We start from the raw sequence: 14,267 nt of genomic DNA on the forward strand, positions 1-14,267 counted from the left end.
TCTCCATTCGATCTCGAGCGAGCCGGCCAGCGCCGGCATCACTTCTCGGCAAAGGCGGTCAAGCCCGAAACGATGTAGCGCTGGGCAAACAGGTATCCGATCACCACGGGCGTCACCGTGATCAGCGTGGCGGCGAACAGCGACGTGTAGGATGTCGCCTGCTCCGGTCCGAAGAAGGTGAAGAGGCCGACGCTCGCGACGGCGACGTTCTTGTTGCTGGCGATGACGAGCGGTACCAGGAATTCCGACCACGCCGAGACGAAGACCAGGAAGCCGGCGACCGACAGCCCGGGCAGGCTGAGCGGCATGATCACGCTCCAGAAGGTCCGCCATTTCGAACAGCCATCGATCGCGGCGGCTTCGTCGAGGGCGCGCGGCACGGTGTCGAAGAATCCCTTGAGCACCCAGATCGTGATCGGGATATGCGTTGCGGTATAGATCAGCACCAGACCGGTTAGCGTATTCAAAAGGCCGAGACTGCTCATGATCATGTAGTAGGGCACGATGTTCACTGTACTCGGGATCAACTGCAGCCCGAGCAGGCCGATCATCATCGCTTCCTTGCCCTGGAAGTCCCACCGGGACAGCGCATATGCGGCAAGGCCGCCAAGAAACAGCGTCAGCAACACCGTGAAGAATGCGACGACGATCGTATTCCAGATGTAGCGCCCGAATTCGAGCCGGGTGAAGATGTCGACGAAGTTCTGCAACGTCGGCGATCTCGGCCAGATCGTCGGCGGATAAGTGAACAATTCATTGGGATTCTTGAAACCGCCGAACAGCGCCCAGGACAGCGGCAGAATGATCGCGGCCGCCAGCACGGGATAGAAGATATAGGCGATCGGGCTCGGCTCCAGCGGGCGCCTCGCCCGGCCGCGCCAGAACGGCCGGCGGTTTGTCGCGACGGAAATATCAGCCACGTTCGGCCCTCCTGCGAGGCTTCAGAACCGAGAGGTAAAGGACGATCAGGACGAGGTTCGCGATCAGCATCACCGTGCCGATCGTCGCGCCATAGCTGATGTCCAGTTGCAGGAACGACTGCTTGTAAAGCGAGATCGCGATGAGTTCGGTCGCATTTCCCGGCCCGCCGCCGGTGAGCGCCAGGGGAATATCGAGGCTGTTCAACGCGCCACCCGTGCCCATGATCAGGCAGATGAGGATGATCGGCCGCAGCATCGGCACGGTGATGTAGCGAAAGCGTTGCCAGCGCGTGGCGCCGTCGATCGCGGCCGCCTCATAGACATCGCGCGGCAGTGTCTGCAGGCCGCCGAGAAGCACGATCACCGCGAAGGGAATGCCGCGCCACGTGCAGACGCCGATCAGGATCGCCATGGCCAGCGCCGGATCGGCGAACCAGGACATCTGGCCGATGCCGACCAGCGAGAGCAGATAATTGGCGATGCCGAGCCGGCTGCCGCCGAAGATCTGCGCGAAGACGAGCCCGACGACGACCGACGGCAGCACCCAGGGCAGGATGGTGATCGAGCGCATCAGCCGATAGCCGATCAGCCGCTGGTCGAGCAGGATCGCCACGGCGAGGCCGATAACGACCTGCAGGATCACCGAGGTCGCGACGAAGGTCAGCGTGTTGCGCGCGACCAGGCCGAGATCGTTCCATGTGAAGAAGCGGACATAGTTGTCCAGCCCGACGAAGGACGATCCGACATAGCCGAGGTTGAGGTTGGTGAGGCTGATATAGACGCCATAAAGGGCCGGGAACAAAGTCAGCGCGAGGACGAAGGCGACGCCCGGCAGAATGAAGAAGAAATAACCGTTGATCTGGAAGCGGTCGGCGCGACGGCGCGGGACGCGCGTCTGCAGCACGGCGGCACGATCGAGGTCAGTCATGATGATACCTCCGGGGCGGAGACACGGTGGTCTCCGCCCGCTCGATGGGCCTAGCGCCCCTTCTGACGCTCATATTCGGGCATCACGGCATCCCGGGCCGCCGCCACGGCATCGGCGGGCTTGACCTGGCCGCTGATCACGCCGGCGAGCTGTGCCGAGATCGCTGAGGAAATGGTGTTGTAGATCGGCACAGCGGGCCGGGTCTGCATCTCGCCGTCATACATCCGCTTGTAGCTTTGCATCATCGGATTGGTCGCGAAGAACGTGTTGTCCTTCCAGATCGAGTTCCGCACCGGCAGTGCGCCGAGCACTTCGTTCACCTGGCCCAAGTTCTGCGGCGACGTCATGAACTCGATGAATTTCCAGCCAGCCGCTGCTCTTTCCGGGTCCTTGGCCGTCAGCGCATAGGCGAAGCCGCCCAGAATGGTCACCGGCTTCTTGCCGTCGGGCATCGGATAAGGCGCGACGGCGAGATCGGTGGCGAGATCAGGCATCTCGCTCCACATCTGCTTGACGCCGGACGAGCTGAAGCCGATGGCAAAGGCTTCGCCGCCATAGAAGAAGGGCTTCAGGCCGTTCTCATCCATGGTGGTGACGTTGGTCGGCATGACACCGGCGACGGCCATATCGCGATACATCTGATAGACGTCGGCGAGATACTTCCCGTTGTCGCCCTCGAAGAAGACAGGCGCGCCCTTCTCGTCAACGAGCTTGCCGCCGAGTCCCCAGAAGATGCTGAGCATGTGCATCGTCGAGGGCTCTTCATTGGCCTTGGCGGGCACCATCTCGGCGCCGATGCCCTTTTCCTTCAGCGCTTTGCCGGCGGCCATGAACGCGTCGAACGTCGCCGGAAATTCCGTCAGTCCGGCGCTGGCGAGCATGCTCGGCCGGTAGAGGAGACCGCGCATGCCGGTCTGGAACATGATGCCGTAAGGCTTGCCGTTGATGGTCTCGGCCGCGATCACCGCCGGGTGAAAGTCGGTGCGATCGGCTTCGGGCCAGACCGCATCAAGCGGCTGCAGCACATTCGACTGCACCAGGCGCGCGATCCACTGGCCGTCGACGATCGCGACGTCGGGCAGCCCGTTCGAAGCGGCGACGGTCAGCAGCTTCTGAAGGCCCGCCGGACCCGGATCCAGAACTTCATAATTGAGCGTGATGTCGGGGTTCTGCTTCTGGAACTCCGCATAGAGCTTCTTGAAGAGATCCGCGCCCGGAATGAAGCCGGACGACGGCGAATAGACGGCCGGCGCAAAGACGTTCAGTTCGACCGCAGCAGCCTGGCCGGCCATCCAGAGCGGGCCAGCGGCCAAAGTCGCGGCGACGGCGATTGTGCCAATCCTTGAAAGCATGGGGTCCTCCTCCTCTCGGGCGCAGCATCATCGGCTCTTGTGCCGATCCGCCGTCTCTCTGCCCTGCCGCCGAAACTGACCCGCTGAAGACCATGCGTCAAGAACATAATATGTTTGACGAGAAAGATATGACGTATGATGTTGGCAACAGGTTCGGACTTTGGAGGAGAGCGAAGTGGCGGAATTGGCTTGCGCGCATTGCCGGGGCATCAACGAGGACAGGCTTTGGGCCGGTGACCTCTACCGGGTGGTCCTCGTGCATGAGACTGGCTTCGAAGGCTGGGCGCGAGTGATCTGGAACGAGCATGTCGCCGAGATCACCGATCTCCCGGCGCCGCAGCAGAGCATGGCTCTGCAAGCCGTTCTGGCGCTGGAGCGGGCCCTGCGGGCCGAACTCGCGCCCGACAAGATCAACATTGCGTCATTGGCAACGGGCATGCCGCATCTTCATGTGCACGTCATCCCGCGTTTCCGCGATGACCCGACATTCCCCGAGCCCGTCTGGCTGCCCGCGCAGCGCAGCAGCGCCCGGCAGCTTCCCGATGGATTCGCGGATCGGATGAAAAGTCGGCTGGCGGAGGAGCTCGGTCCGTCCCATCCGCTCTAAATCGGCGGTCTGCTCACGCCTCAGCGCGGCACCGTCAAGGTATCCACGCCGGCGCTCTCGTCAGTCTCGGGCGGCGGCGGCGGGACGCCGCGCTCGCGATAAGACTGCAGATCCGGGCTTCCCGCAGGGGTCGGATTGGCCTCCAGACGCGCGATATGGCGCTTCATCTCGGCAATCTCGCGGACCTGCGCATCGATGACGCGATCGGCGAGAACCCGAACCTCGGGGTCGCGGATATGAGCCTGCTCGCTGGTCATGATGGCGATCGAGTGGTGAGGAATCATGGCGCGCATGTAGGCGACGTCATCGACCGTCTCCTGACTGCGGACCAGCCACAGGGCACCCGCAAAGACGACGGCTGCGGCGGCGAGAATCGCGATATTGGCGGCGCGATTCCTGTACATGCCCCACATGAGGCCGAGCATGATGACCGCCATCACCGCGCCCATCACCAACGCCATCCACATCCGCGTCTGGCTGAATTCGATATGTTCGAGCGCATAGGTGTTCAGGTACATCAGCCCGAACATGACGACCGTCGACGTGACGATCATCGCTGCGAAACGGGTATAGCTCATCGGAAGCCTGCCTTTCGGTGACCAACCCGTTGGCTCGGACATGGTTTCCGTTCGAGAGCGGCTGAATCGAAGGCGCCTATAACGCCGGGTGCCGCCTTGATGTCACGCCAAAGGGCCTTGTCACCGTCGAAACGTTGAAGAAAGTGCCCATCGCTGCCCGACCCGGCGCATCCTGACGGCTAGGAGCGTCTCACCGCTGGCACATCCCATGAGGCGACCGGCGCCGCTATCACCGAAGACCACCGCCTCTCGCCGCCGTCCACATGGTCATCACCGCCGGGCCCGCAGATTTCGTCGTTGCCGTCAAGGCCCACGGTACAACCTTGACTGATGATAAATCTGGTCAGATCGTCGAGGCGTCGCTATCTCTTGGTCGGCCAGCGGCATATACGCAGAGATCCAGGCTGACCACGTTCCCAGGCCGCCCGCAAGACCAAGTTGCCCGTCTTGCGGTCGTTGAAGTTCCCGGTGCTAACGCTACCGCAAGAGGCATTCTGTGTGTCCATGGCGCCAGAACTGATACACAAGATCCTCATCGTCGACGACAGTTCGACCAACCGGCGCATCTATTCGAGCCTGGCGAAGCAGCTCGACTCCACGCTGGAGATCCGCGCTTTCGGGAATCCGCGCGAGGCCCTTGATTGGCTGGAAGAGAATACGGTCGATCTGATCATCACCGACTACAAGATGCCCGGCATTTCCGGTGCCGAGCTGACTGCAGCCGTTCGCAGCAACGCCCATAATCGTGACGCCCCGATCATCGTCATCACGGCCTACAATGATCATCAGTTTCGGGTGACGGCGCTTGAGGCCGGGGCGACGGACTTCCTGCTGAGCCCGGTGGACCATGTCGAATTCCTGGCGCGGGCCAAGAACCTGTTGAAACTCAGGATGCAGCAGCTCCTGCTGGCAAAGCGCGCCGACATCCTCGAGATCACCCTGAACGCAAAGGAGCAGCTGCTGCGGGAGAGCCGCGAGGCCCTTGCCCAGGTCATCGACACCGTGCCGGCCATGATCAGCGCAACAGATCGCGACGGCCGATGCGTCTTCGTCAACGCGCATCAGGCTGCGTTCCTCGGCAAGGCACCGGGCGATCTGGTCGGTCAGCCCATCGAGGCTCTCATGGGCGAGGAGCGGGCTCTCATCAGCCGCCGGCTCGACCAGTTGATTCTGAAGACAGGCCGGCCGATCTCGTCACGCCAGGAGGACGTCCTGGCGCCCAACGGCGAGAACCGAATCTATCTGACGAGCAAGGCCCCGCTCTACGATGGCAACGGCGAGATCGCGAGCGTTCTCTCCACATCGATCGACATCACCGATCAACGCTATGCAGAGCGGCGCCTGCTCCATCTGGCGAACCATGATCCCCTCACCGGTCTGCCCAACCGGCCGATGCTTCGTGACCATCTGCGGCGCGAACTGGCGCGGGGACGCAGGGGTGACCAGAATTTTGCGCTGCATTTCATCGATCTCGACCGGTTCAAGGCGGTCAACGATGCGCATGGCCATCATTGGGGCGACGAGTTGCTGCAGCGCGTCGCGGCCGCCCTTTCCGGCCTCGTTGGCGAACGTCATACGGTCGCGCGCCTCGGCGGCGACGAATTCGCCGTGCTCCAGTCCGATATCGACAGTGCGGAAGACGCAGGCCGGATGGCGCAGTCGATCCTCGACTTGCTGAACAGCGGCGACAGCAGCCCCTTTTCCCTGAATATCGGCGCCAGCATCGGCGTCACACTGGCGCCTCTCGACGGTACAGACCCGGATGAGCTGCTGAAGAACTCCGATCAGGCCATGTATCTCGCTAAGTCGCTCGGCGGCAGTACATGGCGCCTCTTCGCTGCCGATATGCGTCCGCGCGCGAGCGAGACAGCGTATTTCGAGACCGAACTGCGGGGCGCGCTCTCGCGCCAGGAATTCGTGCTGCATTATCAGCCGCAGATCGATCTCCACAGCAACAGGCTGGTCGGCGTGGAGGCCTTGTTGCGATGGCAGCATCCGCAGCGCGGCCTGTTGGCTCCCGGTTCATTCCTCAGTCTTGCTGAAGAGACCGGCCTCATCCTTTCGATCAATGAATGGGTTTTGAACGAAGCTTGCCGCCAGGGGGCTGCATGGGACAGATCAGGCCTTGGCGACCTGCGCGTCGCCGTCAACATGTCGCCCATCCAGTTCAAACGTCAGGGTGTAGAAACCCTCGTCAAGGAAGCCCTTCTCAAGAGCGGCATGCGGGCCACATCGCTCGAACTGGAGCTGACGGAAGGGATTCTGCTGGGGAACGACGAACAGATCGTCAAGCAGATGAGCATTCTCCGCTCGCTCGGGGTGACCCTGTCGGTGGATGATTTCGGTACAGGCTATTCATCGCTCGGCTATCTTCGCAGCTTCCCGCTGAATCGGCTCAAGATCGATCGATCCTTCGTGCAGGATCTCGGCAGCGATCCCAGCGCTTTGGCGATTGTCCGCACCATCATCGACCTCAGTCATATCCTGCATCTGCAGGTCCTAGCCGAAGGTGTCGAGACAGCGCCCCAGTTGCAGCTTCTGCGCGATGAAGGGTGCGACGAGGTTCAAGGCTATTATTTCAGCCGGCCCGTTCCGGCTGACGAACTGGCCGATTGGGCCGTACAGTTTGGCAGGAGGAACTCCGGACGGGGACAGGACCCGATGGAGAGCGAGCATGAGCGCATCGGCTAGAGTGCTCCAGCTGTTGGGCAAGCCGCTTCGATGGGCGGCCGCAAGACTCAAGGATCGGCCCGACAGCGAACATGAGATGAGCTTCAACCGGCTCGCTTTTGCGGCGGTCATCGTTGTCGTGCTGCTCGTCACGCGCCACACGGATGATCCTCCCTATGCATTGGGGGTGATGGCGCTCTACATCCCCCTTGCGATCGGCGTCCTCTGCCATATCCTGCTCTTTCCCGGAGTGTCACGGACCCGGCGCATCTTCGCCTTGCTGATGGACTGCGGCTTTCTTTCCTGGCAGTTGCATCTGGGAGCCGAAGTCGCTTCGCTCTTCTTTCCGATCTACCTCTGGATCATTTTCGGCAACGGATTCCGGTTCGGCTTGGCCTCGCTCGCAATCGCGATCCCGGTGGCGACGATCTCGTTCGGGATCGTCGTGCTGACGACCCCGTTCTGGTCCGAACAATGGCACCTCTCGGCCGGGTTGGTCGGCGGGCTTGTCATCCTGCCGGCCTATGCCGGCACGCTGATCCGCAAGCTCTCCCAGGCAACGGAGGCGGCCGAGGAGGCCAGCCAGGCCAAGAGCCTCTTCCTGGCAAGCGTCAGCCACGAATTGCGAACGCCGCTGACCGCGATCGTCGGCATGACGGGATTGTTGCGCGGCACCACGCTCGCAGCCGACCAGAGGGACATGGTCGAGACGGTAGACGTCGCGAGCCGTTCCCTGCAATCACTGATCAACAGTCTGCTCGACCTCTCGCGCATCGAGGCCGGACGCATGCCGGTCTCTAGCGAGGCTGTCGACCTCGTAGGGCTGCTTGTCGATGCGCGCCGACTGGTGGAAAGCCAGATCCGGGATAGGGACCTGAGTTTCGACATCCATGTCACGGCGCGTACGCCGCTGCATTTGCTCGGCAGCCGGCAACATCTGCACGAGATCCTGGTCAACCTTGTCGGCAATGCCGTGAAATTCACCCGCGACGGCGGCGTGACAATCGCGGTGGACGGCGAGCGACGGGACGACGGCAGCGTCAAACTGATGATGGAAATCTCCGACACCGGCATCGGCATCGCGCCAAAGGATCAGGCGCGGATCTTCGAGGATTTCACCCAGGCCAATCCCGGCATCATGAACCGGTTCGGTGGTACCGGCCTCGGCCTGGCCATCGCGCGACGGCTGGTGGTCCTGCTCGGCGGCTCGATCTCGGTCGAGAGCGTGCCTGGCGAAGGCAGCACCTTCCGTTTCGACATTCTCGCCACGGCGCTGCCGGACGAAGACATAGCTGTCGATCAGCCCTGGCGTGAACGTGGGGTGGTTCTCGTCTGCCGTGATACCGCACCGCTATTGGGCGTGCTGGCCACCCTCGATGAGCTTGGCGTCCTGCCGATGATCGCCGACCCCCGCATGGGGCCGGCGCGCATGTTCCCGCCGCAGGCCACCAACGCCGTTCGGCTCATCTTCGACGATCAAAGCGTCAATCTCCCGCTCTCACCTCCGAGCGCGTTCGGTCAGGCTCCGAAGGCCGTTCTGGTTCGGCCGCAGGCCACGTCGACCCTGCCAGATATGGCAATCCGCCGGCGCTACACCACGCTGCTTTCCGAGAACCCGACGGCGGCGGAGATGCGTCACGCGCTAATCCTGGCCTGCCGGCTTGTCGCCCCGGTGCAATCGGTTGCGCAGGCACTTCCGCCAGCGGCAATTCCGATCCGCCGGCCGCGCCGGGTTCTGCTGGCGGATGATAACCGCATCAACCAGCGGGTCTTCTCCCGCATCATCGAGGCTGCCGGCCATTCCGTGCGAATTGCGGAGTCCGGCGACCAGGCACTCGACCTTCTTGAGGAACGGGCCGATCAATTCGACATCGTGCTGATGGATTTCAACATGCCCGACACCGACGGGCTGGAGGCCACCAAGCTCTACCGCGTGACCGCCACGGGCGAGCGGCGGCTTCCCATCGTGGGCTTGACGGCCGACGCGACGGCTCTGAATGACAGCCGCTGGCGCGACGCCGGCATGGATGATTGTCTCATCAAGCCGGTGGAGCCCGCCGCATTGCTGGCCGTGATCGACGGCATGGCCCTTGACCGGCGGGAAAGCGGCAAGACCATCGCCATGCGGCCGATGGTCGTTCGCCCGCATGCCTCACCAAGCCTCGACGAGGTCGTGATCGAGAGGCTGCAAACACTCGGAAGCCCGGAATTCGTGATCGAATTGATGGAGGATTTTCTGGCAGACGCCGAAGTCATCCTGGAAAGGCTGATCAAGAGCGCAGCCGATGGCGATCTGGAGACCTTTCGCAGCGATGCCCATGCGCTGCTGAGCAGTTCTGCCAATATCGGCGCGGTCGGTATCGGCTCGATCTGTTCGAGTTGGCGAGACCTGCGCGGCGACGCATTGAGAGCGAGCGCCTCGGACTTCACGCGTCAGGCCCGTGCCGAACTCAAGCGGACTCAACGGGCCATGCGCGCCTATTCGGCGCGCGAAGCCGGCCTCGGATGAACCGTCGACGCGGCTGGATGCGGCGGGAGCGCATCCAGCCGTTTAGACGTCATTCAGCCGCCACGAGAGCGGGCGTTTGAGACTGAAGGTTCGCGAGCCGGCGGTTCTGCGCCGAGCAAAGCCGGTCCATCTTCCGGAGATCAGCCTCCGTCAGATTCAATGCCGCTTCAGCCCAGATGTCGACGACGTCGATCAGTTCGTCGAGCGTCACCGGATTGACGCGCCGCCGCGCCCGATACATGGCTTGGTGGGCGTTGTGCTTGCGGTTGTGGCGCGCGATGTAGTCAACCACAGCCGCTTGCCCCTCTCCGTCTTCCGCCAGGACATCGACGACACCCATCTCATAGAGTTCTTCGGCCGTGTGAATCCGGCCCGAGAGGATGAGCGCCTCCGCCTTGTCGCGGCTCATGCGCCGTGAAAGGAAGCTGTATGCGCCCATGCCCGGGAACATATTGAAGAGAATTTCGGGCAGACCCATCTTCGCGCTGCGCTCGGCAACGATCAGGTCGAAAGACAGGGCGTGCTCGAATCCGCCCCCGAGAGCATCGCCCTGAACCAATGCCATGGTCACGATCGGCGCGTCGAAAGCCACTGCATTGCGGTGGATGGCCTCTACGGCGACGTGACCGTAGTGCCGCATCGCCTCCAGGTCCCGGCTGCGGATCCGCTCGGCGAAATGACCGAGGTCACCGCCGAGATTGTAGATCCCGGGGACGGCGGAAGCCATGACAAACCACGAAAAGGGCGCGGCGGCCTGGTTCGGCAGATTGCCGAAGGCACGGGTGATGGCGCCCTGCATCCTGCTGATATCGTTCATCAATTCATGGGTGTAGGAGGGCTTGTCCACCGGATCCATGAAGCACCAGCAGGTCGCTTCACGCGTATCGATGCTGAGTTGAAGGTTGTCATAGCCGAGATCGTTGATCGCCCGCACAGCCTGGGCCGTCGCCAGGTGCTGTTGCTCAGCTCTGATTTCGTTCAGTACAATTGGCTCGTTCTTCGCCAGGATTGCAGACATCTGCTCTTTCCATCTTCTGATTGAGGGAACCGCGTTCACACTGTGGAGGCTTGCCGGCATTACGGCCAGCAGATTGGCCTCAAGAGACATTACGATAAGTAGAAACGACGAACACGCGGTTACGAGCCGGGCGCGAAGGCCGTTTCAACGCCTTGTGACCCGCACCGGTCGCAAGCGTGCATCCGACATCGAGACAATATATATCTCTCTTTTTGCCTCCCGTATTTTCCGAATATTTTATGATTTAATCGACATGATTGAATGCCAATTGCAGTTTAATTTGAAGTCGAATTATATTAATGTTCTTTTAGCCTTGGCGCCGTTTAAGCTGATACTTATTATTGTGATGATAATATGAAATACTCTCTGGTGCGGACAAGCATTCGGGATCCATCTGTCTCGTCCGAGGTGGCGATGATGGCCCCGGTTCGGATCGGCAATCTTCGAGCGAGGATGCGGGCGGCTGCTGCAGGAGGCCATCGACGCGATCGACTTCGTCGCGGCCCAGCGTAGATGCCACCGTGGCGATGATCTGTTTTCGATGTGCGCAGCAGGACAGCAATGACCTTGCTCGCCGCAAGAGCCTATGCGTCTCGCGTGCCCGCCGAATGCCCGGCCCCACCATGGACGAGCGTCAAGAGGCGAGGCTCATCGAGCGGCTTTGGATCGCCAGCTGAGGCGACCGATCGACCCGCTAAGGGTTTCATGAACTCTGGACGCGGCCCGCGCATCACTGATGGATCGTCACGTCTTCCAGACGGCGCGGCAATCGGACAGCGGCGAGGAAGGTGAGCGCGTGAAGCCCGCAGAGCAGCAGGAACACCCAGGCATAGGCGGTCGAGACCGCGTGTCCCGCCACCTGCGGTCCGATCTTCCATGCGAGGAAGGATGCACAGAGTGTCGTCAGCGTCGGACCGCCGAGACGCTGAACGATGTTGAGCGAGGTCGTCGCCATCGGCAGGTTCTGCCGGCTGACCGACGTATAGGCGGCAGTCATTGATGGCAATCCGACGCCGCTCATACCCATGCCCCGGAAAAAGAGCGCAGGCATGAGGACGAACAACGCGAAGCCGTGAGTGGCGAGATAGAGGAACGGCGTCGTGGCGACGAATGTCAGCAGCGCGCCGCCAGCGGATACGCGGCGGATGCCGAAACGTTCGGTCAGCGTGCCCATCAAGGGATAGGTGACCATCATTCCAAGTCCGATTGGCGCAAGCATCCAGCCCATTTCACCCGGCGTGCGGCCGCATGCCTGGATCAGAAAGGCTGGAATGAGCATCTGTCCCGCGAACTGGACGCCGTTCGATAGAAACTGCGTCGTGGCGGCGGTCGAGAAGACTTTGCCCTTGAACAGCCGGATATCGACCAGCGCGTCACTGCCTTTTCGCCGAGCCGTACAGAGAAAGGCAGCCATCATGACGACACCGGCCACAAGAATCATGCGACCCGTCGTCTGGCTGATCTTGTCCGAGCCATAGAGAAACAGCGTCAGCCCCGGCGAGAGCAACGCAAGACCCAGCCAGTCCAGTTGCCTTCGCGTCGCCTTGTCCCGGTCCGACGGCAGAAACAGGATCGCCAGCAGGATCGCGAGCGCCCCGAACGGCAGGTTGACGAGGAAGAGCCAGCGCCATGACGCATATTGCAGGATGGCGCCGGCGATGACGGGACCAAGGACCGGCGCCAACAGGACCGGCAGCACCATATAGCCAACCACGCGCGCCATCTGCTTGCCGGCCGCCCGAGCGATCATCATCTGCGCCATGGGGGCGAGCAGACCACCACTGATGCCCTGCAGGACGCGGAACACGATCAGGGAATTCGCCGACCAGGCGGCCGCGCATAATGCCGAAGACAGCGCGAAACCGGCGAAGCACCAGAGATAAAGCGCCTTCGCTCCAATGCGGTCGACCAGCCATCCATTCAGCGGCAGGACAAGGGTGAGAGCCAGAAGGTAGCCGCTCGTGACCCACTGGATCGTACCAAGGCTGGCGTGCAGATCCGCGGCAAGGTTCGACAGGGAGATATTGACGATCGTTGCGTCGAGCTGGGCGAGCAATCCACCGAACAATGCAACGGTCGCGATCTTCCAGACGGACGGATCGAGCCGATCGGAGTCCGGGCGCTCGTGTTGGCGACGGCCGCGTCGGGTTGGGGATCGCGGGGACCCTCGGGCATGCGCCAGATCCTTGTCAGGAGCCCGCGGGGGCGTTGCCACCGTGGAAACGCCCGAACAGACGCGCGGACGTCAGGCTGATCAGCAGCACGCCCGCGCCAACGGCGATGGCCTGATCGGCCGCGCGAAGGTCAAAGTCTCCAACGCGGGCGATCAGAAGATATGCGATGACGAAGTTTGCCAGTCCCCAAAGCACGTTCACAGTCGAGGACGAGAGACCCTCGCCCGAAGGCCTGGCAAAAGGGCTCTGAAACGGCCGTCCCATCACGCCGCTGACGAAATGCGGCACCGCATTGGCGAGGAAGGCACCACCGAACAGGTAGGATATGTCATGGAGCCAGTTCATGGTCAGGCACCCCTTGGCAAAAGATCGATGATCTCCTGCGCGGTCCCCGTCTCTCCTATCCTCGGGAAAACACGCGTCACGCTCCAGGCATGGGCGTCGGCATGAACATCGGTCATGGCGTCGGTGGCGAGCGTGACATTGAAGCCGAGCTCATAGGCCTGGCGCGCGGTCACTTCGACGCCATTGCTGGTGGCAACACCGACGACCACGACCTGCGTGACCTCCCGCGATCTCAGATAAGCCTCAAGATCGGTCCGGGTGAAGGCGCCGGGTGTGTGCTTTGTCACGCCGTGATCTTGTGGCTGCCGGTTTAGTTCGGGAATGAGATCGGTCCACCCAGCCGGAAAGTCTCGCAGGGCTCTCGGCTGTTCCGTCCGGCCCGGCGCCATGCCGGCAACATTGACCAGCACAACCGGCAGGCCCCGTTCGCGAAAGGCGGCAGCCAAGGCGCTGGCGCGTTCGACGATGTCCTTGATCGGATGTGCAATGCCCGGCAGCGCAACGATGCCGTTCTGAAGATCGACGACAAGGAGCGCGGTCTTGGGGTCGAGCGATGTCACGGTCATTGGGATTCCTTTCGGTCACACGGCGAGGAACGTCACGAACCGCTCAGGCCGCGGATGATGCTGGAGGCAGAGAGCAGGGTTTGTCGTTCGGCCTGATGGAGCTTTTCCACGGCCGACAACAACCATTCATGCTTTGCCGTGCTCCTTTTTCGCCTCGCCTCGGCACCCGCGGGCGTCAGCGAAAACAGGATCTGGCGGCCGTCCGTTGGATGAGGACTGCGTTCGACCAGGCGCTCCTCTTCGAGGCCGGCCAGGATCGTGCTCATCGACTGGGGCTTCATCGCTTGCGTGCGCGCAAGATCGGCGTTGGTCATGCCGCCCGCCTCCTCCAGCATGGCGAGAGCGGCAGTCTGTGAGAGATTGAGACCGCCCGGATTTGCCTCGGCCCGGAGTTGGCGGATGAGATGGCCAATGGCCTGCGTCAGAGCGGGAACGACCGTTTCGGCTGATATCGGGCTGTCAGGTTTGCTGCTCATGGCCTATGCATAGCATATCATCAGTCAAACTGGCAAGTTCAACTGACAATATGGCGCACGGGCGCACTCCGGCGCTGATCGGCTGGCGGCAAGCATGGACCGTCAGCCCATGGATGCGCAGCAC

The 14,267-nt window shown here is 62.2% G+C and carries 12 protein-coding genes; 3 read left to right on the forward strand and 9 right to left on the reverse strand.

What is annotated here, in order from left to right:
* Positions 1–38: 38 nt before the first annotated feature.
* The 3 genes from LB518_RS11130 to LB518_RS11140 are packed head-to-tail and all read right to left on the reverse strand — an operon-like array spanning position 39 to position 3,200.
* Positions 39–920, reverse strand: coding sequence for a carbohydrate ABC transporter permease (locus LB518_RS11130; RefSeq protein ID WP_224577402.1), 882 nt, complete (start codon positions 918–920; stop codon positions 39–41).
* Positions 913–1,848: a carbohydrate ABC transporter permease gene (locus tag LB518_RS11135; protein WP_224577403.1), complete on the reverse strand. Its 936-nt coding sequence runs from the start codon at positions 1,846–1,848 to the stop codon at positions 913–915. Before LB518_RS11135 ends, LB518_RS11130 begins: the two co-directional genes overlap by 8 nt.
* A 50-nt stretch (positions 1,849–1,898) precedes the next feature.
* Complete coding sequence (locus tag LB518_RS11140; RefSeq protein WP_224577408.1) at positions 1,899–3,200, reverse strand: extracellular solute-binding protein; 1,302 nt, start codon at positions 3,198–3,200, stop codon at positions 1,899–1,901.
* A gap of 175 nt (positions 3,201–3,375) precedes the next feature.
* Between LB518_RS11140 and LB518_RS11145 the strand changes: the two genes are divergently transcribed.
* Positions 3,376–3,807, forward strand: a complete 432-nt coding sequence (locus LB518_RS11145) for an HIT family protein (RefSeq protein WP_224577410.1) — start codon at positions 3,376–3,378, stop codon at positions 3,805–3,807.
* Positions 3,808–3,827: 20 nt separating this feature from the next.
* Here the strand turns inward: LB518_RS11145 and LB518_RS11150 are convergent, their stop codons facing one another.
* On the reverse strand, positions 3,828–4,385 hold the full coding sequence (locus LB518_RS11150; RefSeq protein WP_224577412.1) for a DUF305 domain-containing protein: 558 nt from the start codon (positions 4,383–4,385) through the stop codon (positions 3,828–3,830).
* A 504-nt stretch (positions 4,386–4,889) separates the two neighbouring features.
* On the opposite strand from LB518_RS11150, the gene LB518_RS11155 reads away from it, so the two are divergent.
* A complete protein-coding gene (locus LB518_RS11155; RefSeq protein WP_224577414.1) occupies positions 4,890–7,076 on the forward strand; it encodes a putative bifunctional diguanylate cyclase/phosphodiesterase in 2,187 nt (728 codons plus the stop codon).
* The gene (locus LB518_RS11160; protein WP_224577416.1) at positions 7,060–9,564 is read left to right on the forward strand and encodes a sensor histidine kinase; all 2,505 of its coding nucleotides are present in this window, start codon (positions 7,060–7,062) and stop codon (positions 9,562–9,564) included. Before LB518_RS11155 ends, LB518_RS11160 begins: the two co-directional genes overlap by 17 nt.
* A 49-nt stretch (positions 9,565–9,613) precedes the next feature.
* On the opposite strand, the gene LB518_RS11165 is transcribed toward LB518_RS11160, so the two are convergent.
* The 5 genes from LB518_RS11165 to LB518_RS11185 form a co-directional block, all read right to left on the reverse strand.
* Complete coding sequence (locus LB518_RS11165) at positions 9,614–10,582, reverse strand: crotonase/enoyl-CoA hydratase family protein (RefSeq protein WP_224577418.1); 969 nt, start codon at positions 10,580–10,582, stop codon at positions 9,614–9,616.
* Between the two features lie 730 nt (positions 10,583–11,312).
* On the reverse strand, positions 11,313–12,650 hold the full coding sequence (locus tag LB518_RS11170) for a DHA2 family efflux MFS transporter permease subunit (RefSeq protein WP_286198665.1): 1,338 nt from the start codon (positions 12,648–12,650) through the stop codon (positions 11,313–11,315).
* 121 nt (positions 12,651–12,771) lie between these two features.
* The gene (locus LB518_RS11175) at positions 12,772–13,101 is read right to left on the reverse strand and encodes a hypothetical protein (RefSeq protein WP_224577422.1); all 330 of its coding nucleotides are present in this window, start codon (positions 13,099–13,101) and stop codon (positions 12,772–12,774) included.
* 2 nt (positions 13,102–13,103) lie between these two features.
* Complete coding sequence (locus LB518_RS11180) at positions 13,104–13,667, reverse strand: isochorismatase family protein (RefSeq protein ID WP_224577424.1); 564 nt, start codon at positions 13,665–13,667, stop codon at positions 13,104–13,106.
* 32 nt (positions 13,668–13,699) lie between these two features.
* Positions 13,700–14,143 (reverse strand): MarR family winged helix-turn-helix transcriptional regulator, encoded by a 444-nt coding sequence (locus tag LB518_RS11185; RefSeq protein WP_224577426.1) that lies wholly within the window; start codon positions 14,141–14,143, stop codon positions 13,700–13,702.
* Positions 14,144–14,267 lie beyond the last annotated feature (124 nt).

Source organism: Mesorhizobium sp. BR1-1-16, from assembly GCF_020165495.1.
In the GTDB taxonomy this organism is placed as follows: domain Bacteria; phylum Pseudomonadota; class Alphaproteobacteria; order Rhizobiales; family Kaistiaceae; genus Kaistia.